This window comes from Rathayibacter festucae DSM 15932 (assembly GCF_004011135.1).
Classification (GTDB): Bacteria; Actinomycetota; Actinomycetes; order Actinomycetales; family Microbacteriaceae; genus Rathayibacter; species Rathayibacter festucae.
Window position 1 is genome coordinate 1829488 of sequence record NZ_CP028137.1, and the last position, 23426, is coordinate 1852913.

Here is a 23426-nt window from a genome sequence, read left to right on the forward strand (position 1 = left end):
ACGGCAGCGTCCAGTCTACGAGACGGGGCTGCTCGACATCGGCGCTGGACAAGGCGGGCGGGGCGGGTCTCGAGACGCGGTTCCGCGGCTACTCGACCAGCATGGAGGGCCGCTGCGGGGGTGCTCGGCCGGCAAGGAGGCGGACGTGGGGCGGTCCATGCTGATCGAGTAGCCCGCGGAGCGGGCGTATCGAGATCCACCGACACCGGGACTGGAGTCCGCAGAGTCGGCCTGCTGACCACGGTGGGTCTCGATACGCCCCTGCGGGGCTACTCGACCAGCATGGGCAGCCGATGCGCGGCTGCTCGACCAGCATGGGCAGCCGATGCGCGGCTGCTCGACCAGCATGGGCAGCCGATGCGCGGCTGCTCGACCAGCATGGGCAGCCGCTGCGCGGCTGCTCGACCGACATGGGCAGCAGCAGCGCGGCTGCCCGAGAAGGATGCGCAGCCGCCGCGCGGCTGCTCACTGAGACTGCTCGACCGGCGGGGGTGGGGCTAGGGCCGGGGCCAGGCGGCCGCGAGGCTCGCGCGGACGTCGCCGAGGAGCTGTGGCAGGGCCTTGGTGCGGGCGATGATCGGGAAGAAGTTGGCGTCGGTCGCCCAGCGCGGCACCACGTGCTGGTGCAGGTGGGCGGCGATGCCGGCGCCGGCGACGGCGCCCTGGTTCATGCCGAGGTTGAAGCCGTCGTTGTTGGAGACCTCGCGGAGGACGCGCATGGCCGTCTGGGTGAGCGCGCCGATCTCGGCCACTTCCTCGGGAGTGGCATCGTCGTAGAGCGGGATGTGCCGGTACGGGCAGACCAGGAGGTGGCCGGAGTTGTACGGGAACAGGTTCAGCAGGACGAAGGCGTGCTCGCCACGGGCGACGATCAGCGCCTCCTCGTCGCTCAGCGTCGGCGCCACGCAGAACGGGCAGTCGTCGTCGCCGGGCTGGCCCTTCTGGATGTAGACCATCCGGTGCGGAGTCCAGAGGCGCTGGAACTCGTCGGGGACGCCGGCGAGGTGCGCGGAGGACTCGGCGCCCTCGGGGACGGCGGCGTCGAACGGCTCCCCCACCGCTAGACCTGGGCCTTGGTCGCGATGGCCTCGCGGATGCGGGCGACGGCGTCGGCGACGGGGATGCCGTTCTCCTGGGTGCCGTCGCGGAAGCGGAAGCTGACCGCCCCCGCGTCGCGGTCCTTCTCGCCGACGATCAGCTGGAACGGGACCTTCTGCAGCGTCGCGTTGCGGATCTTCTTCTGCATCCGGTCGCTGGAGTAGTCGATCTCGGCGCGGACGCCCGCCTTCTTCAGCTGACCGACGACGTCCTCGAGGTAGGGCAGGTACTCGTCGGCGATCGGGATGCCGACGACCTGCACCGGCGAGAGCCAGACCGGGAACGCCCCGGCGTAATGCTCGGTGAGGATGGCGAAGAAGCGCTCGATCGAGCCGAAGAGAGCGCGGTGGATCATCACCGGGCGCTTCTTCGAGCCGTCGGAGGCGGTGTACTCGAGCTCGAAGCGCTCGGGCTGGTTGAAGTCGAGCTGGATCGTCGACATCTGCCAGGTGCGGCCGATGGCGTCGCGCGCCTGGACCGAGATCTTCGGGCCGTAGAACGCGGCTCCACCCGGGTCGGGGACCAGCTCGAGGCCGGATTCGACGGCGACGGCGCGCAGCGACTCGATCGCCGACTCCCACTGCTCGGGGTCGCCGACGAACTTCGGGTTGCCCTCCTCGTTGGTGGAGAGCTCGAGGTAGAAGTCGTCGAGGCCGTAGTCGCGCAGCACCTGGAGCACGAACTCGAGGTTGCGGGTCAGCTCCGCCGACACGTCCTCCTGCGTGACGTAGATGTGCGCGTCGTCCTGGGTCAGCCCGCGGACGCGGGTCAGGCCCTGCAGGGTGCCGCTCTTCTCGTAGCGGTAGACGGTGCCGAACTCGGCCAGGCGCAGCGGCAGCTCGCGGTAGCTGCGCCCGCGCGAGCGGAAGATCAGGTTGTGGAACGGGCAGTTCATGGGCTTCAGGTAGTAGTCCTGGCCCTGGCGGGTGACGGTGCCGTCCTCGTCCTGCAGCTCGTCGAGGTGCATCGGGGGGAACATGCCCTCGGCGTACCACTGCAGGTGGCCGCTGGTCATGAAGAGGTCGCCCTTGGTGATGTGCGGCGTGTAGACGAGCTCGTAGTCGTGGGCGAGCAGCTGCTCGCGCATGTACTGCTCGATCTCGTAGCGGATGATGCCGCCCTTGGGGTGGAAGACCGCGAGACCGGAGCCGATCTCGTCCGGGAAGGAGAAGAGGTCGAGCTCGTGGCCGAGCTTGCGGTGGTCGCGGCGGGCGGCCTCCTCGAGGCGGGCCTGGTGCGCGCGCAGCTCGTCCTTCGTGGGCCACGCGGTGCCGTAGACGCGCTGCAGCTGCGGGTTCTTCTCCGAGCCTCGCCAGTAGGCCGCGGCGTTGCGGGTCAGCGCGTAGCCGTTGCCGATCATCCGGGTGTTGGGCAGGTGCGGGCCGCGGCAGAGGTCCTTCCACACCGTCTCGCCGGTGCGGGGGTCGACGTTGTCGTAGATGGTGAGCTCGGCGCCGCCGACCTCGACCGACTCGCCGTCGGCGCCCGCGCCCTTGAGGCCGATCAGCTCGAGCTTGTACGGCTCGGCGGACAGCTCGGCGCGCGCCTCGTCCTCGGTGACGACGCGGCGCACGAAGCGCTGGCCCTGGCGGATGATGCGGTCCATCGCCTTCTCGAGCGCCTTCATCGCCTCGGGCGTGAAGGGCTCGGTGACGTCGAAGTCGTAGTAGAAGCCGTCGGTGACGGGCGGGCCGATGCCGAGCTTCGCCTCCGGGTTGCTCTGCTGAACGGCCTGCGCGAGCACGTGCGCGGCGGAGTGGCGGAGGATGCTCAGGCCGTCGGGCGAGGAGATCAGGACGGGCTCGATGCTGTCGCCGGGGACGACGTCGGCGGCCAGGTCCTTCAGCTCGCCGTTGACGCGGATCGCGACGACCGCCCGGTCGGTGAAGTGCGTGAACCCCGTGCCGGCCTCGGTGACGACGGCGGCGTCGGCGGTGGGACGGGACGATTCGGGGACGTTCGACGATGCGTTCGACACGCGCGGGTGCTCCTCTGGGGCTGGGGGACCCCTCGACTTTAGTCTCCGGCGCGGCCGGCTCGACGCGGCGACGCGGCCCGGGAGGTGACCTCCCGGGCCGCGCAGGGATTCCCGCGCCCCGTCTCGATTCCTGGCGATCAGGGGCGGCAGTGCTCCCCTGGCACCGGGGCGCGACCCGATCGCGCTCCCGGCACCGGGACGATTCTAGGAGGATCGCTGAGGAACGCCCGGGAGACGGTCGAGGATGTCACTCCTTCTACGACCCCCTTACTGGGGCCACACACCGGGTTGCCAGGAGCGCTATGTTCGGCTGAGAACCACCCGACCACCGGGACCGGAGCGCACGAACCCTGTCGTGTCGCGCCGCCCCGACGCGAGGCCCCGCCTCGACCGATCTGCTCATCCTGGGAGCACGACGGTCACAGCGGTGCCGACGTGGCGACGATGCATCGCGGCCCCGAAACCGCGACGTCCTCCGAGCCCGCCCTGCAGTACCCCCCTTCCCTGTAAACCCGAAATGCAGGTTGATCCTTTGTATGCACCACTGGTGCGTGCTTTCAGCGCGCCCACACGGCTCCCTCCCTCCTCGAGACCCCGTCGCCTCCCCCCGGCGACCCGGCATACGAGCGGCGGTGAGAGCAGGAGACCGCGGTGACCGCCGTCTCCACCGCGGCCCCGACTCCTCAGCGCGATCCGCGCGCCCTCGTCCTCGTTCCGGCACCGCCGGCGGAGGCCTCGAGCTGGCGACGCCGTTTCTCGCGGAGGGTCCTGGCCGCGGACGTCTTGGTCGTGCTCGGGGCCGTGTCGCTGGCCGCCGGCCTGCGCTCGACCGCCGAGGCGCGATCCGCCGAGGCGCGCTCGGCCGACCTCGTGGTCGCCGGCGTCCTCGGCGCCCTCTGGGTCTGCTCCGTCCTCCTCGCCCAGCGGCGTCTCGCGCACCGCATCGGAGCGGGAGCGGACGAGTTCCGCCGTCTGTTCTCGGCGACGGTCGCGACGTTCGGCCTCGCCTCCGTCGCCTCGGTCCTCACCCACGTCGACCTGCCGCGGGTGCACGTGCTGATCGCCCTGCCCGTCGGGCTCGGCGGGATGCTGGCGGCGCACGCCCTCAGCCGCGGCCACCTGGCCCGGGAGCGACGGGCCGGTCGTGCCCTGTCCCGGGTGATCGTCGTCGGCAGCGCCGGTGACGTGACGCACATCGTCACGCAGATCGACCGCCGGCGCGGCCGCGTCGAGTACGACGTCGTCGGCGTCGCGCTCTCGACCGGCGGTGAGCGCACGCTCCTCGCCGACCCGCGGCGCTCGATCACCGTGCGGGGCCGCTCGATCCCGGTCGTCGGAGCGATCGACACGATCGCCCAGGCGGTCGTCGAGCAGCGCGCCGACGCGGTCGTCGTGGCCGGTCAGGTGGACGGCGGTGACGCCTACCTCCGCCGGCTCTGCTGGGCGCTCGAGCCGTTCGCGGTCGAGCTGGTGCTCGCACCGGGGCTCAGCAGTGTCGCCGGACCGCGCATCCACTGGCGCCCGGTGGACGGTCTCCCGCTGATGCGGGTCGAGCCGCCGCGCTACTCCGGTCCGCGCCACGCGCTCAAGCGCGTGCTCGACGTGAGCGTCTCGGCCCTCGCGCTGCTGGTGCTCTCGCCGCTGCTGGCCGTGCTCGCGGTGATGATCCGCCGCGACAGCACCGGGCCCGCGCTCTTCCGGCAGCAGCGGGTCGGCCGCGCCGGGCACCTCTTCACCATGCTGAAGTTCCGCTCGATGAGCATCGACGCGGAGTCGCGGCTGGCGGAGCTGAGCGCGGCGAACGAGGGCTCCGGCCTGCTGTTCAAGCTGCGCGACGATCCGCGCGTGACCCCGCTCGGCCGCGTGCTGCGGCGGTACTCGCTCGACGAGCTGCCCCAGTTCTGGAACGTGCTGCGCGGCAGCATGAGCCTGGTCGGCCCGCGCCCGCCGCTGCTGAGCGAGGTGGAGCGCTACGACGACGTCGTGAACCGCCGCCTCTACATCAAGCCCGGCATCACCGGGCTCTGGCAGACCGGCGGCCGCTCCGAGCTCGACTGGGAGGACGGGATCCGACTCGACCTCTACTACGTCGAGAACTGGTCGCTGGCCGGCGACCTGCTCATCCTCTGGCGGACCCTGCGCGTGATGCTGCGCCCGGTCGGCGCGTACTGACGCGCCGCCGCTCCTCTCCTCTCCTCTCCTCTCTCTCCTCCTCCGGCGCTCTCCCCGCCGTCCCCTCCCCCGGTGCGCCCTGACGCGCCGTCCCCCTCGTCCGCGCGCTCCTTCTCCCTGGTGGGAGCGCCCGGTCCCCTCGGCGTGCCCGCATGCCGCCCTCCTCACCCGAAGGAACCCGCCATGACCACCACCATCCCCTCCCGGAGGCTCCGCGTCGCGCTCGTCGGCGCCGGCTACTGGGGCCCGAACCTCGCTCGGAACTTCTCCGCCAGCGCCGACTGGGACCTGGTCGCGATCTGCGACCTCGACCCGGTCCGCGCGGAGGCCGTCTCCCGCGCCAACGGCTCCGTGCCGGTGCTGCGCTCCCTCTCGGACGTCCTCGACCTGCCCGGGCTCGACGCGATCGCGATCGCCACGCCGGCGCGCACCCACCACGCGATCGCCATGGCGGCGATCGCCGCGGGGCTGCACGTGCTGGTGGAGAAGCCGCTCGCCGACTCGAGTGTGCTCGGGATCGACATGGTGAACGCCGCCGAGCGCGCCGGTGTCGTGCTGATGGCCGACCACACGTACTGCTACACGCCGGCCGTGCTGAAGATGAAGGAGCTGATCGCCGCAGGCTCGCTCGGCGACGTGCTCTTCGTCGACGCGGTGCGGATCAACCTCGGTCTGATCCAGCCCGACGTCGACGTGTTCTGGGACCTCGCCCCGCACGACCTGTCGATCCTCGACTTCATCATCCCCGGGGGCCTGCGCCCCGGGAACGTCGCCGCCCAGGGCTCCGACCCGCTCGGCTCCGGCCGCGCCTGCGTCGGCTACCTGACCGTCCCGCTCGGCCAGGGCGCCATCGCCAACGTGCACGTGAACTGGCTCAGCCCGACCAAGATCCGCCGGATGGTGATCGGCGGCTCGAAGCGCACGCTGGTCTGGGACGACGTGAACCCGCAGCAGCGCCTCAGCGTCTTCGACCGCGGCGTCGACCTCGGCACCTCGCTCCGCGGCGGGACCTCCCGCCACGACGCGGCGATCTCCTACCGCCTCGGCGACACCTGGTCGCCGGCCCTGCCCGAGCGCGAGCCGCTCGCCGACATGGTCACGGAGTTCGCGACCTCGATCTCGGAGCGCCGCGCGCCCCGCACCGACGGCCGCGCCGCCCTGCGCGTCCTCAGCGTCCTGGAGCAGGTCAGCGACCGGCTGCTCGACGCCGGCCAGGTCAGCCGCACCACCGCTCCGGCGGTCCGCCTGGAGGAGGCGTCGTGGCTGAGCTGACCCCCTCCCCCGTCTCGCTCGAGGGCGCCGAGGTCCTGGTGACCGGCGGTGCCGGCACCATCGGCTCGACGATCGTCGACCGCCTCCTCGACACCGGCGTCAGCCGGGTCGACGTCCTCGACAACCTCGTCCGCGGGCGCCGGCAGAACCTCGAGCACGCGCTCGCGGACGGCCGGGTCCGGCTGATCGAGGGCGACATCCGCGACCGCGCGACGGTCGACTCGGTCGTCCGCGGCAAGGACGTCGTCTTCCACCAGGCGGCGATCCGGATCACCCAGTGCGCGGAGGACCCGCGCCTGGCCTTCGACGTCCTCGCCCAGGGCTCCTTCTCCGTCTTCGAGGCGGCGGCGGCGCACGGCGTCGGCCGGGTGGTGGCCGCGTCCAGCGCCTCGGTCTACGGACTCGCGACGCAGTTCCCCACTCCCGAGAGCAACAACCCGTACGCCAACGACACGATCTACGGCGCGGCGAAGGCCTTCTCGGAGGGCATGCTCACCAGCTTCGGCGCGATGAACGGCCTGCGCTCGACGGCGCTGCGCTACTTCAACGTCTACGGACCGCGGATGGACGTGCACGGCCTCTACACCGAGGTGCTCGTGCGCTGGATGGAGCGGATCGAGGCGGGCGTCCCGCCGCTGATCATGGGAGACGGCGCGCAGACGATGGACTTCGTGCACGTGGACGACGTCGCGCGGGCCAACGTGGTCGCGGCGACGGCGGGCCGCGACGGCGCGTTCAACATCGGCACGGGGGTCGAGACCAGCCTGCTGGAGCTCGCCCGCACGCTGCTGCACGTCATGGAGTCCGACCTCGACGTCGTCTTCGCACCGGCGCGCTCGGTCAACGGCGTCACCCGCCGCCTGGCCGACACCCGGGCGGCGCGCGACGAGCTGGGCTTCGTCACCGCGTACGACCTGGAGAGCGGTCTGCGCTCGCTGGTCGAGTGGTGGCGCGCCGAGCGGCTGGACGCCGCCGTCCTGAGCGGAGCGACCCGATGAGCGCGGCGAGCACCGGCGCGGCGAGCACCGGGCGCATCGACGTGATGCGCCCCTGGCTGGGCACCGAGGAGAGCGACGCGCTCGCCGAGGTGATCGCCTCCGGCTGGATCGCGCAGGGCCCCCGGGTCGCGCGCTTCGAGGCGGCTTTCGCCGAGGCGATGGGCGTCGGCCACGCGGTCGCGCTGTCCAGCTGCACCACGGCCCTGCACCTCGGGCTCGTGGTCGGCGGCGTGAGCGCCGGGGACGACGTCGTGGTCCCCTCCTTCTCCTTCATCGCGACCGCCAACGCGGTCGTGCACGCCGGCGGCCGGCCGGTCTTCGCCGACGTCGACCCGGTCACGGGCAACGTCACCGCGGAGACGATCGCCGCGGCGCTGACCCCGGCCACCCGCGCGGTGATCGCGGTCGACCAGGGCGGGGTACCCGTCGACCTCGAGCCGATCCGCGCGCTCTGCGACCCGCTCGGTGTCCTCGTCCTCGAGGACGCCGCCTGCGGCGCGGGCTCGCGCTACCGCGGCCGCTCCGTCGGGGCCGGCGCGGCGCTGACGGCCTGGTCGTTCCACCCGCGCAAGCTGCTCACCACGGGTGAGGGCGGGATGCTCACGACGGACGACGCGGACCTCGCGGCCCGCGCCCGCCGCCTGCGCGAGCACTCGATGTCCGTCTCCGCGGCGGACCGGCACGGCAGCGTGCTCGCCGCGGCGGAGCACTACGACGAGGTCGGCTTCAACTTCCGGATGACCGATCTGCAGGCCGCCCTCGGCCTCGTGCAGCTCGGCCGGCTGCCGGCGCTGATCGAGCGCCGCCGGGCGCTCGCGGCCCGCTACGCGGCGGCCTTCGCCGACGTCCCGGGTCTGCGCACGGTGACCGACCCGGAGCACGGCACGAGCAACTTCCAGTCGTTCTGGATCGAGGTCGGCGACGACTACCCGCTCGAGCGCGACGGCCTGATGGCCGAGCTCGCCTCCCGCGACGTCTCCGCCCGCCGCGGCATCATGGCGGCCCACCGCCAGCCGCCGTACCGCGCCCACCCGAACGCGGACCGACTGCCCGTCACCGAGCGACTGACCGACCGGACGCTGATCCTGCCGCTCTTCCACGCCCTCACCGAGCAGGACCAGGACCGGGTGATCGAGGCCGTTCTGGCCCCGTCGCGCCTGGCCCGCGAGCACGAGACGGCGGTCCTCCGTGCGTGAGCTGATCCTGGTCGGCGCGAGCGGACTGGCGCGGGAGACCCTCGCCCTCCTCTCCGTGAGCGGCAGCCACCGCGTGATCGGCGTGGTCGACGACGGCGCCGCGCGCTGGGGCACCGAGATCTCGGGAGTCCCCGTGATCGGCGGCCTCGACGCGATCGCCGAGCACCCCCGCGCCGAGATCGCCGTCTGCGTCGGCCACGGCAGCGGCCGGGCGCGCATCGTCGACCGCCTCCGCGCGCTCGGCGTGCACGACCACCGCTACGCGCGGATCGTGCACCCGGCCATCCACGTGCCGGACGACTGCCGGATCGGCGCGGGGAGCATCCTGCTCGCCGGCGTCGTGCTGACCGCCGATGTGGCGATCGGCCGGCACGTGGTGGCGATGCCGAACGTGACCCTCACCCACGGCGACCGGATCGGCTCGTTCGCCACGCTCTGCGCCGGGGTCACCCTCGGCGGCGGAGTGCGGGTGGGCGAGGAGGCGTACCTGGGCATGGGCGCCTCCGTCCGCGAGCGCTCGCGGATCGGCCGCCGGGCGACGCTCGGCATGGGCGCGGTGCTGCTGCGCGATCAGCCGGCCGGCGAGACCTGGCTGGGCGTGCCCGCGGCTCCGCGGATCGAGCCCGACGCCGTCCGGCGTGCGGACAGCACTCTCGAAGGAGCGTCCGCATGAGCGCCGTCCGCGGGCACCGGTCGCCGGTGCTCCCCCTCTCCGGCCCGGCGCCGCTCGTCTCGGTCGTGATCGCGGCCGTCGACGGCGCGTCGCCGACCGCCGCGCTGGCGAGCGTCCTCGCGCAGCGCGGCGTCCGGCTGGACGTCGTCGTCGTGACGGACGCGGATCCGGTCGTCGAGGACGAGCGCGTGCGCGTGCTCGAGGTGCCCGCCGGCCTCGGCACGATCGCCGCCCGGAACGCCGGGCTCGCGCTCGTCCGCGGCGAGTCCGTGCTGGTGCTGCCGAGCACCGACGCGCTCACCGCCGGGGCGCTCGAGCGGGCGGCGGCCCTGCTGGCCGCGCACCCGTGGGTGGGCGCCGTGCACGGCGACGCCGAGATCTCGGTCCGGCCCGCGACCGCGGCCATCGGGCGCGTGGAGTGGACGCTGTGGAGCGGGGCCGACTGGATCGAGCGCACGAGCCGCCAGGGCTCCGACCTCCTGGTCGACCACGCCGTGCTGGTCCGCCGCTCGATCGCCGACGCTCTCGGCGGCTACGCCGAGGACCTCCCCCGCACCGCCGATCTCGACTACGGGCTGCGGCTCGCGGCGCTCGGCGGGATCGGCCGGATCAGCGGCGTCGTCCAGACCCGCTGCCACCCGCAGCCGAGCAGCGACCCGCTGGCGGAGCTGCGCGAGCGCCGGGGCACGATCGAGCACTTCTTCGCCAGCGCCGGGCACGACTCGTCCGGCCGCCGGGCGCAGGGCGGGGACCGCCGCGCGAACGCCGGCCGCGCCCTCGCCCACGAGGCGATGGGGCGGGCGCTGCGCAGCCGTGCCTCGGCGCGCCCCGAGGATCAGGCCGAGGGCGCCCGCTTCGCCTCGATCGCCGCCGAGTGCTGGCCGGCGGTCGTCGACACGGCCGAGTGGCGGCGCTTCGTCCGCGCCGGCGAGCGCGCGCGGAGGCCGCTCTCGTGACCGCCGTCGAGTCCCCTCCGGTCTCCGCGGGCCGGAGCCGCATCGCGTCGGCCCTGGGCTGGAGCGCGCTCAGCACGATCGCGCTCCGGCTCGGCAGCCTGGCCCTGGGCGTCGTGCTGGCCCGGCTGCTCGCTCCCGAGGCGTTCGGCGTCTACGCGCTCGCGCTCACCGTGCAGTCGGTGCTGATGGCGCTGTCCGACTTCGGACTCAGCACCGATCTGATCCGCTCGAGCGAGCCCGAGCGGCGCGCGCCGACCGTGGCCGTGCTCGGCCTGGTCCTCGGCGGGACTCTCGGCGCGGCGATGGCGGCCTCGGCGCCGACGATCGCCGCGGCGACGGGCTCGCCCGAGACGGCCGGCGTGCTGGCGGTCCTCGCGATCACCCTGCCGCTGGCCGGGGCCGGAGTGGTCCCCTACGCCGCGCTGCAGCGCCGCTTCGCCCAGCGGCCGCTCTTCCTGATCGCCGCCGTCGACTTCGTCGTCTCCACCGCGATCACCCTCGCGCTGCTCGCCGCCGGGACCGGGGTGCTGGCGCTCGCCGTCGCCCGCGTCGTGGCGCAGACCTGCACGATGGTGCTGCTCTTCGTCGCCGCCCGCGAGCGGCCGCGCCTGGGCTGGGACCGCTCGATCGCCCCCTCCGCGCTGCGCTTCGGCCTGCCGGTGGCGATCGCCAACCTGATCTCCTGGGGCGTGCTCGGCACCGACAAGGTGGTGATCGCCGGGCTGATCGATCCGGTGGCGCTGGGCTACTACGTCCTCGCGTTCAACATCTCGACCTGGCCGATGACCGCGGTGGGCCAGGTGGTCCGCTCCGTCGCTCTGCCCGCGTTCTCCCGAGCGCACGAGGACGGCCGTCCCCTGCCCGTCGCCGCGGCGACCGGGCTGACCTGGGCGCTCGCCGCTCCGCTCGGCGCGCTGCTCGCCGCCCTGGCCGCCCCGCTCGTGCACGTCGTCTACGGCGAGCGCTGGGCTCCCGCCGCGGCGGCGCTGGGGCTGCTCGGCGTCGTCGGCGCGCTGCGGGTGGTCGCCGATCTCTTCAGCTCGGCGGCGCTCGCGAAGGGCGGCTCCGGTCGCGTCGCGATCGTGCAGGGCGTCTGGTTCGCGGCGCTCACGCTCGCGCTCGTCCCGGCGGTGCTGGGCGGCGGCTTCGTCGGTGCGGCCTGGGCGCAGATCGGGGTGGCCGCGCTCGTGGTCGGTCCCGTCTTCGCCTGGCTGCTGCGCTCGATCGACGTCGACCTGCGCGCCGTCGGCCGCTCCCTGGTGCCGCCGGCGCTCGCCGCGGCGGCCGCGGCCGGTGCCGCGCTGCTCGTCCCGATCGGACTCGCCGCCGTCGGCCTCGACGCCGACTGGCTCGCCCTCCTCGGGGGCGGCGCGACCGGCGGCGTCCTCTACCTCCTCCTCCTGCGGACCTGGCTGCTGCGCCGGGTCCGCGAGCTCACCTCCGACCGAAGGAACCCGTCATGACCACCGAGCCGATCGTCCCGCTCGCCGATCTGCACCTCCAGCACCTCGTCGTCGCCGACGTGATCCGGGAGGGCTTCGACCGCGTGCTCGCGGACTCGTCGTTCGTCCGCGGTCCGGACGTGTCCCGCTTCGAGGAGGAGTTCGCCGCGTACTGCGACGTGCGGCACACCATCGGGGTCGGCAACGGGACGGACGCGCTCGAGCTCGCCCTCCTCGCGCTCGACCTCGCGCCCGGCGACGAGGTGCTCGTCCCCGCGAACACCTTCGTGGCGACCGCCGAGGCCGTCGTCCGTGCCGGCGCCCGGCCGGTGTTCGTCGACTGCGACGACGACTACCTGATCGACGTCGACTCGGCCGCGGAGGCCGTCACTCCCCGCACCCGCGCGGTGATGGCCGTGCACCTCTACGGGCAGTGCGCCCCGGTGGAGCGGCTCTCCGCCGCTCTCGGCGAGGAGGTGCGGATCGTCGAGGACGCGGCGCAGGCCCAGGGCGCCCGGCGCTTCGGCGCTCGCGCGGGCTCGCTCGGCGCCATCGCCGGCACCAGCTTCTACCCGGGCAAGAACCTCGGCGCCTACGGCGACGCGGGCGGAGTGATGACCGACGACGACGAGCTCGCCGCGGCCGTGCGCCGGCTCGGCAACCACGGCGGCCTCAGCGCCTACCGGCACGACGTCGTCGGCACGAACTCCCGGCTAGACTCGCTGCAGGCGGTCGTGCTGAGCGCGAAGCTCGCGCACCTGGATGAGTGGAACCAGCAGCGCCGCGACGCCGCCGCGCGCTACGCCGAGCTCCTGGACGGCGTCGATGGGCTGGTCCTCCCCCGCACCGCGCCGGGCAACGAGCACGTGCACCACCTCTACGTCGTGCGCACCCCGGAGCGGGAGCGCCTGCGCGCGGCGCTCGCGGAGGCGGGCGTCGCGACCGGCGTGCACTACCCGACCCCGGTGCACCTGCTGGCCCCGTTCCTCCCCGCCTCCGGCCGCCCGCGCTCGCTGCCGCGCGCCGAGGCGTTCGCCGGGCAGCTGCTGACGCTGCCGCTGTTCCCCGGCATCACCGCGGCGCAGCAGGAGTACGTGGCGGAGTCGCTGATCGCCGCGCTGCGGAGCACCACCTCCGCGGCCCCGAGCCCGGCGGGGGTGCTGTCGTGACGACCGCCGTCGCCGCGGGGACCCGGCGCGGTCGCACGGTGCCGGTCGAGGAGATCGACACCTCCGACGCCACCGTCTCGGTCCTCATCCCGCTGCACGACTACGCGCAGTTCCTCCCCGCCGCCGCGGCGAGCGCCCTCGGCCAGACGGGCGTCCGCGTGCAGCTGGTGATCGTCGACGACCGCTCCACCGACGACTCGCTCGCGGTGGCCCGCTCGATCGCGGCCGGCGACGACCGCGTCCTGGTGCTGGCGAACCCGCGGAACCTCGGCCCCGTCGGCAGCGTGCTCGCCGCGCTGGCCGTGGCGACCGGCGAGTTCTCCTGGTACCTCGACGCCGACGACGTGATCGCCCCGGGCGCCCTGGCCCGCGCGGTCGCCGTCGCCCGCGCGCACCCGTCGGTCGGGCTGGTCTACGGCCACCCCGTGCACTTCCCGGACGGCTCGGTGCTGCCGACCGCGCGGACGACTCCGACGTCGTGGCTGCTCTGGTCCGGCGGCGACTGGCTGCACGAGCGCTGCCGCACCGGGCTCAACGTGATCACCTCGCCCGAGGTGCTCGTGCGCCGCTCGGTCCTCGACCGCGTCGGCTGGCCCCGGCCGCTGCCGCACACCTACGACATGGAGCTCTGGCTGCGCCTCTCGGCCGCGTCCGACGTCGCCTACATCCAGGGCGTCGACCAGGCCTGGCACCGCGAGCACGCGGGCAGCCGCTCGGACACCGTGACGCCGCTGCACGACCTGCGCGAGCGCCTGCTCGCCTTCGAGACCTTCTTCGCCGATCCCGGCGGACCGCTCGAGCGGCGCGACGAGCTCGAGCACCTCGCCCGGCGGGCCCTCGCCCGCGACGCCCTCGTCAAGGGCGCGCAGCGCTTCGACAGCGGCGGCGCCACCGCGGCGGACCTCGAGGAGCACCTCGGCTTCGCGCACCAGGTCTACGGCGACGCGGCCCGGCTGCCCGAGTGGGAGCGCCTGCAGTCGCGGCTGCTGAGCGCGCCGAGCGACCGCTTCTCCCCGCGCTTCCTGCTGGAGCGGGTGCTGCGGCGCCTGCGCACCGACCGGTCCTGGCGCCGCTGGCACCGCGAGGGGAGCTTCTGATGCGCGCCTCCCACGTCCCCCGCGAGCTCGTCCGGCGCCTGCGGAGCACCGGCGGCCGCGATCTGCTGCAGCGCGCCGTCCGCTCGCTCGGCGACCGCGTCGGCGTCCGCGAGCTCGACATGCCGCTGCTCCCCGGCGACATCGCCGACTCCGGTCTCCTCCACCTGCCCGGCGCCCCGGTCCGCGCCGAGGGCCCCGCGTCGATCGGCTGGATCTGCACCCCGCCCGACCGCGGCTCCGGCGGCCACACCACCCTGTTCCGGATGGTGCAGGGCATGGTCGAGCGCGGCCACCGCTGCACCCTCTTCCTCTACGACCGGCACGGGGCCGACTTCGAGACCCGCGCCGCGATCATCCGCGCCGGCTGGCCGTGGCTCGACGTGGACATCCGCAGCGCCGAAGACGGCGTCACCGGCGTCGATGCGGCCGTGGCGACCTCCTGGGAGACCGCCCACGTGCTCGCCACTCGCGGGACGGCGCCGATGGCCCGGCTGTACTTCGTGCAGGACTACGAGCCGTTCTTCCACCCGCGCGGGACACTCGCGGCCCTGGCGGAGGACAGCTACCGGTTCGGCTTCCGCACCATCGCCCTCGGCGAGATGGTGCGCTCGCACCTCGACGCGCTCGGCGTCGCGAGCGATCTCGCGCCGTTCGGCTGCGACACCACCACCTACACGCTGGACAACCCCGACGGCGAGCGCTCCGGCGTGGTGTTCTACGCCAAGCCCGCCGCCGACCGGCGCGGCTACCTGCTCGGCCGGCGGGCGCTCGCGCTCTTCCACGCCGAGCACCCCGAGGTGCCGATCCACGTCTACGGCACGGCGCCCGGAGCGTGGGACGTGCCGGTGATCGAGCACGGCACCCTCGCGCCGAGCGAGCTCGCCGCCCTCTACAACCGCTGCTCGGCCGGCATCGCCCTCTCCTTCACCAACATCTCGCTGGTGGCGGAGGAGCTGCTCGCCTGCGGCGCCGTCGCCGTGGTGAACGACGCCGTCGACGCCCGCGCGGACCTGCCGCACCCCGGCGCGAGCTGGGCCCGCCCGACTCCGGCGGGCATCGCGGAGGCGCTCGGCCGCGCGGTCGACGCCGCCCGGCCCGGCCGCGAGGTCGCCGCCGGCGTCCGGCACGGCTGGGGCGTCGCCCAGGAGGTCGTCGAGCGCGTCGTCCTCGACGAGCTCGCCCGGACGACCCTCACCGGCCCGGCACGCACCGCGGCCCCGGTCCCGGGCCCCGCACTCGTCCCCTCACTCGCCCCCGCTCGATCGGAGAGCTGACCCATGACCCTCGAAACCCACCGCCGGGTCGTCCTCGGCGGCAGCCCCGTCGATCTCGCCCGGCACGAGGAGGCGGTCCGCACCATCGCGGACCGCGCCGCCGCCCTGCACGACGCGCCGCTGGGCGTCCTCTCCGTGAACGTCGACCACGTCAACCACTTCGGTCACGGCGGACGCTGGCAGCACGTGCTCGAGCGCCGCGCCCTGCCGGTCGCCGAGGCGCCGACCCTCGTCCTGGTCCCCGTGGCCGAGGGCGAGACCGAGTGGACCGACGCGCCGCTGGACGTCCCGGCCCGCCCGGTCGAGTGGCTCTCCCTCATCGACGGCAGCCCGATCGCCAAGCAGGCCGAGCGCCTCACCGGCGTCTCCTGGCCGCGCCTGGCCGGCAGCGACCTGATCGGTCCGCTGCTGGACCGCGCCGCGACCGACGGCGTGCGCGTCGGCGTGCTCGGCGGCTCCGAGGCCGCGCAGTCCCGGCTGCGCGCCCGCCTGTCCGAGGAGCGGCCCGACCTGGTGATGGCCGGGCTCTGGTCGCCGTCCCGGGCCGAGCTCGCCGACCCCGCCGCCAACGCCGCGCTGGTCGAGTCGATCCGCGGCGCGCGGGTCGACCTCCTCATCGTCGGACTCGGCAAGCCCCGCCAGGAGCTCTGGATCGACGAGCACGGCCCGCGCACCGGCGCGCACGTGCTGCTGGCCTTCGGCGCGGCCGTCGACTTCCTCGGCGGCTCCGTCCGCCGGGCGCCGCAGTGGGTCGCCGACCGCGGCGTGGAGTGGCTCTGGCGCCTCGCCCTCGAGCCGCGCCGCCTCGCGCGCCGCTACCTCGTCGAGGGCCCGCTCGCCTACGCGAGCCTGCGCCGGCACAGCTCGACCACCCCGCAGCGCGGCCCCGTGCTCGGCAGGGCCGCGCAGCCCGCCGCTCCGTCCCCCGTGCTGCCCGTGGTCCTGCCCGGCGGGAGCGCCCGCTTCGTCGGAGCCGGCGAGCGCGCCGACGTCGCCGCCCTCGTCGTCAGCTACCGCTCGGCCGCGACGATGGAGCGCCTGCTGACGAGCCTGCGCGCGGAGGCCGCGACCGGCGTCCGGATCCGCGTGGTCGTCGTCGACAACGCCTCCGACGACGGCTCGCTCGCCCTCGCGGCGGCGCACTCCGACGTCGTCGCCGTCGATGCGGGGGCCAACGTCGGCTACGCCGCCGCGATCAACATCGCCCGGCGGCACGCGGGCGACGCGGGTGCGCTGCTCGTGCTGAACCCCGATCTGGTCGTGCTGCCCGGCGCCGTCTCGACGCTGCTGGCGCGGATGGACTCCTCCTCCGCGGGCATCGTCGTGCCGCTCCTGCTCGACGCCGCGGGCGCCCCGTCGCGCTCGCTCCGCCGCGAGCCGACCCGGCTGCGCGCCCTCGGCGACGCACTGCTCGGCGACAAGGTCCTCGACCGCCCCGCGTTCTCCAGCGAGACCGACAGCGACCCGGAGAGCTACCGGCATGCCCACCGGATCGACTGGGCCACCGGCGCCGCGATGCTGATCGACGCGCTGGTCGCCGCCCGCCTCGGCGACTGGGACGAGCGGTTCTTCCTCTACTCCGAGGAGACGGACTACTTCCGCCGCGCCCGCGACCTCGGCGCCGAGGCCTGGTTCGAGCCCGCCGCGCAGGTCGTGCACGACGGCGGCGGCTCCGGCTCCTCCACCGCCCTCGCCGCGCTGCTCGCCGTGAACCGGGTGCGCTACGTGCAGAAGTTCCACGGCGCGCTGTACTCGAGCACCTTCCGTCTCGTCGTGCTGGCGGCGGAGTCGGCCCGCAGCGCCCTCCCCGGCGCCCGAGGCCGCGAGCACCGGCACGCGGCCCTCGCGCTCGCGGTCGGCGCCCGGCTCGCCTCGCTCCCCTCCGGCGCGCTCGCCCGCCCGCTCGCCGCACCGCACCCGAGCGGCTCGGTCGTCGTCCCCGCGCACGACGAGGAGGCGGTGATCGCCCGCACCCTGGCGCCGCTTGCCGCCGCCGCGGCGAGCGGCGCCCTCGAGGTGATCGTCGTCTGCAACGCCTGCACCGACGCCACCGCCGAGATCGCGCGCAGCTTCGCCGGCGTCACCGTGGTCGAGATCGCCGAGGCGTCCAAGACCGCGGCCCTGAACGCGGGCGACGCGGTGGCCGCCACCTGGCCGCGCCTGTACCTCGACGCGGACGTCGGTGTCACGGCGGACGCGGTCTGGAACGTCTTCGACGCCGTCACCCGCGGCGGGCTGCTCGCCGCCCGGCCGACGGCGGTCTACGACGCGACCGGAGCCGACCCCTTGGTCCGCGCCTACTACCGCGCCCGCTCGCGCACGGCCTCGCTGCACACCGCGCTCTGGGGGGCCGGCGGCTACGCCGTCAGCGGCCCGGGACACGAGCGGATCGGGACCTTCCCCGCGCTGATCGCCGACGACGAGTTCGTCGACGGCCGGTTCTCCGTCGCCGAGCGCGCCGTCGTCGCCACCGCCCCCGCCGTGGTGCAGGTGCCCCGGAGCGCGACCAGCCTGCTCGGCGTCCTGCGCCGCACCCAGCGCGGCAGCGCGCAGCTGGCGGCGGCGACCCCCGGCGGCGAGCGCCGCTCGTCCCGCACGGCCATTCAGGTGCTGCGGGCCGCCCGGGGTCCGCTCGAGCTCGCCGACGCCGCCGTCTACCTCTGCTTCGCCCTCGCCAGCCGGCTGCCGGAGCGTCAGGCGGCGGGCTGGACCCGCGACGAGACCACCCGCCGGGCCTCCTCCGCGCAGTCGGGGGCCTGACCCGTGGCCGTGATGATCGAGCGGACCGGGCCCCCGACGCTGCTGCGCCTGGTCGCCTACGCGCTGTTCCTCTTCCCCGCGGATCAGGTGCTCGCTCCCCTGGGCGCGTCCGGCTCGGTCGCGATGGTCCTCGCGCTGCTGCTCACCGGCGCGTGGGCGGCGTCGGCCCTGCTGGGGCTGCACGACCCGATCCCGATGCGCCACCCGGGGCGGGCCGCGCTCACCCTGCTGCTGCTCGTGAGCATCGCGTCCTACGTCCGCTACGCCGTGAACGACACCATCCCGCGCACCGGCGAGGGGCAGCTCAGCGCCGACCGCTGGCTGCTACTGTTGCTCGCCTCCGCCGGGATCGCCCTGGTCACCACCCAGAGCGTGCGCACCCTCGAGGACGCCCGGGTGCTGCTCGGCTCGCTCGTGAACGCGGCGTCGCTCTGCGCGATCGTGGCGATCATCCAGTTCACCGCCCACGTCGACCCGGTCGAGTGGATCCGGAGCGTCATGGTCGGCTTCGTCGACAACGGCGGCAGCACGCCGTTCCAGGACAGGGACGGGCTCACCCGGGTGGCGGGCACCACCTTCCACCCGATCGAGCTCGCGGTCGTCTCGGCGATGCTCCTGCCGCTCGCCGTCTGGCGGCTGCTGTACGACCGGACGTCTCCGCGGTTCCTCCGCGCCGCCTCCTGCGTGCTGCTGGTCGTCGCCCTGGCGCTGACGGTCTCGCGGTCGGGGGTGCTCTCCCTGGTGGTGGGCGCGGTGGTCTGCGCGGTCTTCCTCCCCGCCTACGCCCGGAGGTGGGGCTACGTGATCGCGCCCGTCGCCGTCGCGGCGTTCTTCGTCACCACGCCGGGCCTGCTCGGCACTCTCACCGGCTCGATCGGCGCGGGCACCAGCGACTCCTCGATCACCAACCGCCTCGACAACTACCCGCGCGTGGCGGCCCTCGTCGCGCACCAGCCGCTGCTCGGCACCGGCCCGGGCACCTACCTCCCGGACAGCGCCCTGCTCATCCTCGACAACCAGTACCTCGGCGCCGCCATCACGCTCGGCCTCCTCGGCGCCGTCGCGGTGCTCGCCTACTTCGGCGTCCCGGCCCTCTTCGGGCTGATCGCCGCCCAGTTCGCCCGGGATCCGCGCCTGCGCGCCCTGACCGGGAGCGTCGCCGCCTCCGCGACGGTCGCCGCGGTCGCCTCCGCCACCTTCGACTCACTGGGCTTCCCGGTGTTCGCCCTGCTGTACCCGTTCGTGCTCGGCCTGTCCGGGAGCTGCTGGCTCCTGGTCCGCGCCGAGCTCGGACTCCCCTCCGCCCTGAGCACGGACGCCTCCGTCCCCGCCCACGGCGCGATCGATCACGTCCCAGAAAGGCTGTCCTGATGGACCCCGTCTCCGTTCTCCGCACCCTCTGGCGCCACCGGCTCCTCGCCGGCGTCGTCCTCGTGCTCACCGTCGCCGCGATGGCGTACGTCCTCGTGCTCTCACCGCGCACCTACGCCTCGACCGCGACCTACGCGCTGGTCAATCCGAAGCTGCCCTCCACCGCGGAGCTGGAGGCCGACCCGGCCCTCGCCGCGCTGAACTCCGACAACCCGTACCTGCGCTCCTCGGACAACTCGCTGGCCGCCCAGGTGCTCGTCACCGTGATGAACAGCGACGACACCGCGGACGCGCTCGCCGCGCAGGGTCTCAGCACCCAGTTCGCGGTCGAGCGCTCGGCCTGGGCCGGCCAGGGGCTGCTGCTGAGCGTGACCGCCGACGCCCCGACGGCCGACGGCTCGCTCGCCACGACGACGGCGCTCGGCGACCGGCTCGTCGACACGCTGCGCAGCATGCAGACGATCAACGGCGCGGACGACCGCTACCTCTTCACCGCGCTCGAGGTGCAGACGCCCGGCAAGGCCGTCGAGCAGATCTCGGACCGGCTCCGCGCGGTGATCATGGTCGCCGTCGGCGGCGTGGTGCTGCTCTTCGGCGCGATCTCGATCGCCCGCGCCGTCGACGGCCGGCGCGCCGGACGACGGGGCGCACCGGCCGGCACCTCGACGGCGGCGGCACCGTCTCCGCGCCTCCCGATCGCCGCGCCGAGCGCGGTGACCTCCGCGCACGACGCCCCGCCCGCCTTCCGCGCCGCCCCGCACTCCGGGCACGGCACCCCGCCCGCCCTGGTCCGGCACCGCGACCCCGTCCCCGAGCGGAGCGGGCTCACCCCGCACCGCAGCTGAGCGAGCCGCGGCGCCGGACGCGGTGCGGGACGGGCCCGGTGCCGGGCAGGCCCGGGCCTCAGACCCGGCTCAGCACGCCGTCGCGCTCGACGTACTCCTCGCCGGTCTCCGGGCAGCGCCAGAGAGCGCCGTCCGCACCGTCGCCGGCCGCCTCGAGTCGCGCACCGGCCCGCCCGACCCAGCCGACCCGCCGGGCGGGCACACCGACCACGAGGGCGAAGGGCGGCACGTCGGCGGCCACCACGGCGCCGGCCGCGACCATCGCCCAGGCACCGATCCGCACCGGAGCGACGCAGACGGCCCGGGCGCCGATCGCCGCGCCCTCCTCCACCACGACCCCGACGGCGTGCCAGTCGTCCGCCGACTTCAGCGCCCCGTCCGGAGTGACGGCGCGGGGCCGCAGGTCGTTCGTGAACACCACGGCGGGGCCGACGAACACCCCGTCGCCGAGCACGGCCGGCTCGTAGACGAGCGCGTGGTTCTGGATCTTGCAGCGGTCGCCCACCACGACGCCCGGGCCGAGGTACGCGCCCCGGCCGATCACGCAGTCACGGCCCACCCGGGCCTGCTCGCGCACCTGGGCCAGGTGCCAGACCAGCGTCCCGTCGCCGACCTCGGCGCGCGGATCGACGTCCGCCGACGCCTCGATGCGCGCCGGCCGCAGCGAGCGCCCGAAGCAGACCGAGTGCTCCGAGCCGAGGTAGGAGCCGAACAGCGGGATCGGCGCGTAGCCCTGCCGCGTGTAGAAGCGGATCGCGTCCGGCTGCAGCGTCCCCGTCTCGAGCACCAGCCGCACCGCCCCGCGCTCGCGGGCCTTCTCCTCCAGCGCGGCGAGCACGGCCGCGGCGACTCCGGAGCCGCGGGCGGACCGATCGACGAACATCCGCTTCACCTCGACGACGTCCGGCCCGAGCACCGAGTCCGGCAGCGGGCGCAGCCCGCCGCAGGCCACGGCCGCGCCGCCCTCGTCGACGGCGACGAGGAACACGGGGACGTCGTCGGCGGACGGCGGCGTCCCCGGCTCGTGGTCGTCCGAGCCGTAGCGCTCGTCCAGCTCGACCCGCTGCGCCGACCGCAGGCTCTCGGCCCGGGGGTCCGCCCACTCGACCTCGACGATGCTCCAGCCCATGGCTCCTCCTCCGGCGACCGCGCGGCGAGCCCGCTCGACGGGTCCATCCTGCCCTGCGCCGCGGTCCCGCACCCGGCGGCGACCCGGCGGGACGGCGCTCCCGGTCCCGCCGCCCGGCCGCACTGCTCCGCGCCGCCGTCCTAGAATCAGCGCATGCCCGACGACTCCGCCCCTCTTCCCGCGCCCGGCTGGTACCCGCACCCCGCAGACCTCGGCGCCGAGCTCTACTGGGACGGAGCGGCCTGGACGGATCGCTCGCGCCCCGCCGTGCCGCCCGCTCCCGCCTACGGGACGCCCGAACCCGAGCAGCCCGCCACCCCCGGCTACGGAGCCGCGCCCGGGTACGGAGCCGCTCCCGGCTACGGGGCCGCCCCGCAGTACCCGGTCGCCCCGGGCTCCGGACCGGCCCCCGGCTACGGCCCGGCCGCCGGCTACGGCGCCGCCCCCGCACGCCGCAACTCCCTCGCGATCGCGAGCCTCGTCCTCGGCATCGCCAGCATCCTGATCAATCCGCTGCTCGTCCCGTCGATCCTCGCGATCGTCTTCGGCGTCCGCGGCCGGGCCGCCTCCGCGCAGCTGGGCGGCCGCGGCTTCGCCACCGCGGGCCTGATCACCGGTGTCATCGGCGTCGTCTTCGGAGTGCTGTCCTTCCTGGCACGCGCCGCCGGGCTCTCCAGCTGACCGGCGTGACGCGGCGGAGCGCCCCCTGGCTCTTCGTCGTCGCCGTCGCCCTGGTCGCGCTGGTCCTCCGCGGCCCGATCGTGGCCGTGGCTCCCGTCATCGACGCGATCCGCGGCGACCTCGCGCTCTCCTCCGGCCAGGCGGGCGTCCTCACCAGCATCCCGGTGCTCTGCTTCGCCCTGGCCACGCCGCTGGCCCTGCTCGTGATCCGCCGGGTCGGGCCGGACGCCGCGGTGACCGTCACCGTGCTCGGCGTCGCCCTCGGCACCATCCTGCGCTCGGCCGGCGACGTGGTCTCCGTGGTCGCCGGCACGATCCTCATCGGCGTCTTCATCACCATCGGCAACGTCGTGGTCCCCGTCGTCATCCGCCGCGACGTCGCACCCGAGCGCGTCGACCTCACGACCGGCGTCTACACCGCCGCGCTCAACATCGGCTCGACCATCACCTCGCTCGGCACCGCGCCGCTCGCCCTCGTCCTCGGCTGGCGCGGCGCACTGCTCGCCTGGCTGGTGCTCAACGTCCTGGCCGTCGCCGGCTGGCTGCTCGCCCGCGGACCCGCCCGGGCCCTCCGCCCCGCCCCGCGCCCGCCGGCCGCGCGCGGACCGCAGGAGCCGGCGCCCCGGATCTGGCGCAGCGCCACCGTGCTCGCGCTCGCGGTCTGCTTCGCCAGCCAGGCCTTCTCCTACTACGGCGTCACCGCCTGGCTGCCCTCGCTCCTGGTCGACCGCAACGGCTTCTCGATCGAGGCGGCCGGAGCGAGCTCCTCCGTCTTCCAGATCGCCGCGATCATCGGCGCGATCGGCGTCCCGCTGGTAGTGCGCCGGCTCCGGCCGCTCGGCAGCATCGTCCTGATCGGCCTGCTCTGGTGCACCGTCCCGCTCGGCCTGCTGCTCGCCCCGCAGCTCTGGGCGCTGTGGTGCCTGCTCGGCGGCGCGGCGCAGGGCGGCGGCATCACCGTCGTGTTCGTCCTGCTCGTGCGCCTCTCCCGCTCCGACCGGCACGCCTCCCGGCTCTCCGCCACCGTGCAGGGCCTCGGCTATGCCGTCGCGGCCACCGCCCCGACCGTGGTCGGCCTCGCACACGACGCCAGCGGCGGCTGGGACGCCCCGCTGCTGATCGTGCTCACCGCCACCTGCTCCTTCCTCGCCTTCGGGATCGTCGCCGCGAGCCGTCAGGGCCGCACCGTCTGAGGCGCCGTCGCGGGAGCACGGTTCGCCGGCACCCGGTCGAGGGCGCTGTCTGAGAGCGCTCCCCTCCCGGATCGGACGGCGCGGCGTCAAGGGGCCACCGTTCTCCCGCGCGGGGCAATAGC

At 74.8% G+C, this 23426-nt stretch carries 18 protein-coding genes and 1 pseudogene; 15 read left to right on the forward strand and 4 right to left on the reverse strand.

The annotated features are described in order from the left end of the window. Positions 1–497 precede the first annotated feature (497 nt). The gene (locus tag C1I64_RS08560; protein WP_127886922.1) at positions 498–1058 is read right to left on the reverse strand and encodes an HIT family protein; all 561 of its coding nucleotides are present in this window, start codon (positions 1056–1058) and stop codon (positions 498–500) included. A gap of 2 nt (positions 1059–1060) precedes the next feature. Next, positions 1061–3076 (reverse strand): threonine--tRNA ligase, encoded by a 2016-nt coding sequence (thrS, locus tag C1I64_RS08565; protein ID WP_127886923.1) that lies wholly within the window; start codon positions 3074–3076, stop codon positions 1061–1063. Positions 3077–3727: 651 nt separating this feature from the next. Here thrS and C1I64_RS08570 point away from each other — a divergent pair. From C1I64_RS08570 to C1I64_RS20015, 13 genes are all read left to right on the forward strand, one after another. Then, positions 3728–5248, forward strand: coding sequence for a sugar transferase (locus C1I64_RS08570; RefSeq protein WP_127886924.1), 1521 nt, complete (start codon positions 3728–3730; stop codon positions 5246–5248). Positions 5249–5431: 183 nt separating this feature from the next. Then, entirely contained in the window at positions 5432–6520 is a 1089-nt protein-coding gene (locus tag C1I64_RS08575) for a Gfo/Idh/MocA family protein (RefSeq protein WP_123446181.1), read from the forward strand. Then, entirely contained in the window at positions 6508–7518 is a 1011-nt protein-coding gene (locus tag C1I64_RS08580; RefSeq protein ID WP_244209428.1) for an NAD-dependent epimerase/dehydratase family protein, read from the forward strand. Before C1I64_RS08575 ends, C1I64_RS08580 begins: the two co-directional genes overlap by 13 nt. Further along, a complete protein-coding gene (locus C1I64_RS08585; RefSeq protein ID WP_127886925.1) occupies positions 7515–8714 on the forward strand; it encodes a DegT/DnrJ/EryC1/StrS family aminotransferase in 1200 nt (399 codons plus the stop codon). Before C1I64_RS08580 ends, C1I64_RS08585 begins: the two co-directional genes overlap by 4 nt. Beyond that, positions 8707–9387: a NeuD/PglB/VioB family sugar acetyltransferase gene (locus C1I64_RS08590; protein WP_123446179.1), complete on the forward strand. Its 681-nt coding sequence runs from the start codon at positions 8707–8709 to the stop codon at positions 9385–9387. Before C1I64_RS08585 ends, C1I64_RS08590 begins: the two co-directional genes overlap by 8 nt. Beyond that, positions 9384–10343 carry a glycosyltransferase family 2 protein gene (locus C1I64_RS20010; protein WP_164874488.1) on the forward strand — a complete coding sequence of 320 codons (960 nt, stop codon included), beginning with the start codon at positions 9384–9386 and terminating at the stop codon, positions 10341–10343. Before C1I64_RS08590 ends, C1I64_RS20010 begins: the two co-directional genes overlap by 4 nt. Beyond that, a complete protein-coding gene (locus C1I64_RS08595; protein ID WP_164874489.1) occupies positions 10340–11806 on the forward strand; it encodes an oligosaccharide flippase family protein in 1467 nt (488 codons plus the stop codon). Before C1I64_RS20010 ends, C1I64_RS08595 begins: the two co-directional genes overlap by 4 nt. Continuing rightward, entirely contained in the window at positions 11803–12954 is a 1152-nt protein-coding gene (locus C1I64_RS08600; RefSeq protein WP_123733024.1) for a DegT/DnrJ/EryC1/StrS family aminotransferase, read from the forward strand. The genes C1I64_RS08595 and C1I64_RS08600 overlap by 4 nt, the downstream gene beginning before the upstream one ends. Then, a complete protein-coding gene (locus C1I64_RS08605) occupies positions 12951–14051 on the forward strand; it encodes a glycosyltransferase family 2 protein (protein ID WP_127886927.1) in 1101 nt (366 codons plus the stop codon). The genes C1I64_RS08600 and C1I64_RS08605 overlap by 4 nt, the downstream gene beginning before the upstream one ends. Next, positions 14051–15325, forward strand: coding sequence for a rhamnosyltransferase WsaF family glycosyltransferase (locus C1I64_RS08610; protein WP_208645103.1), 1275 nt, complete (start codon positions 14051–14053; stop codon positions 15323–15325). Before C1I64_RS08605 ends, C1I64_RS08610 begins: the two co-directional genes overlap by 1 nt. A gap of 3 nt (positions 15326–15328) precedes the next feature. Then, on the forward strand, positions 15329–18085 hold the full coding sequence (locus C1I64_RS08615; protein WP_127886928.1) for a WecB/TagA/CpsF family glycosyltransferase: 2757 nt from the start codon (positions 15329–15331) through the stop codon (positions 18083–18085). Between the two features lie 12 nt (positions 18086–18097). After that, the gene (locus C1I64_RS08620) at positions 18098–19456 is read left to right on the forward strand and encodes an O-antigen ligase family protein (RefSeq protein ID WP_164874490.1); all 1359 of its coding nucleotides are present in this window, start codon (positions 18098–18100) and stop codon (positions 19454–19456) included. Continuing rightward, the gene (locus C1I64_RS20015) at positions 19456–20301 is read left to right on the forward strand and encodes a chain-length determining protein (protein WP_164874491.1); all 846 of its coding nucleotides are present in this window, start codon (positions 19456–19458) and stop codon (positions 20299–20301) included. Before C1I64_RS08620 ends, C1I64_RS20015 begins: the two co-directional genes overlap by 1 nt. Before the next feature lie 58 nt (positions 20302–20359). Here C1I64_RS20015 and C1I64_RS20275 read toward each other — a convergent pair whose 3' ends face one another. Beyond that, the gene (locus C1I64_RS20275) at positions 20360–20965 is read right to left on the reverse strand and encodes an acyltransferase (RefSeq protein WP_167492513.1); all 606 of its coding nucleotides are present in this window, start codon (positions 20963–20965) and stop codon (positions 20360–20362) included. Between the two features lie 69 nt (positions 20966–21034). Next, positions 21035–21430 (reverse strand): annotated as a pseudogene (locus C1I64_RS20335) (GNAT family N-acetyltransferase); the annotation flags it as partial. 153 nt (positions 21431–21583) lie between these two features. Between C1I64_RS20335 and C1I64_RS08635 the strand changes: the two are divergent. Both C1I64_RS08635 and C1I64_RS08640 read left to right on the forward strand, forming a co-directional pair. Beyond that, positions 21584–22111, forward strand: a complete 528-nt coding sequence (locus C1I64_RS08635) for a DUF4190 domain-containing protein (RefSeq protein WP_127886932.1) — start codon at positions 21584–21586, stop codon at positions 22109–22111. 5 nt (positions 22112–22116) lie between these two features. Then, a complete protein-coding gene (locus tag C1I64_RS08640) occupies positions 22117–23304 on the forward strand; it encodes an MFS transporter (RefSeq protein ID WP_244209429.1) in 1188 nt (395 codons plus the stop codon). Positions 23305–23426 lie beyond the last annotated feature (122 nt).

What these genes read in the sequence shown, in the direction of transcription:
- C1I64_RS08575 (WP_123446181.1), top strand. Translation starts at nt 5,432, where the DNA reads ATGACCACCACCATCCCCTCCCGGAGGCTCCGCGTCGCGCTCGTCGGC.
- C1I64_RS08585 (WP_127886925.1), top strand. Translation starts at nt 7,515, where the DNA reads ATGAGCGCGGCGAGCACCGGCGCGGCGAGCACCGGGCGCATCGACGTG.
- C1I64_RS20010 (WP_164874488.1), top strand. Translation starts at nt 9,384, where the DNA reads ATGAGCGCCGTCCGCGGGCACCGGTCGCCGGTGCTCCCCCTCTCCGGC.
- C1I64_RS08600 (WP_123733024.1), top strand. Translation starts at nt 11,803, where the DNA reads ATGACCACCGAGCCGATCGTCCCGCTCGCCGATCTGCACCTCCAGCAC.
- C1I64_RS08610 (WP_208645103.1), top strand. Translation starts at nt 14,051, where the DNA reads ATGCGCGCCTCCCACGTCCCCCGCGAGCTCGTCCGGCGCCTGCGGAGC.
- C1I64_RS08615 (WP_127886928.1), top strand. Translation starts at nt 15,329, where the DNA reads ATGACCCTCGAAACCCACCGCCGGGTCGTCCTCGGCGGCAGCCCCGTC.
- C1I64_RS08620 (WP_164874490.1), top strand. Translation starts at nt 18,098, where the DNA reads ATGATCGAGCGGACCGGGCCCCCGACGCTGCTGCGCCTGGTCGCCTAC.
- C1I64_RS20015 (WP_164874491.1), top strand. Translation starts at nt 19,456, where the DNA reads ATGGACCCCGTCTCCGTTCTCCGCACCCTCTGGCGCCACCGGCTCCTC.
- C1I64_RS08635 (WP_127886932.1), top strand. Translation starts at nt 21,584, where the DNA reads ATGCCCGACGACTCCGCCCCTCTTCCCGCGCCCGGCTGGTACCCGCAC.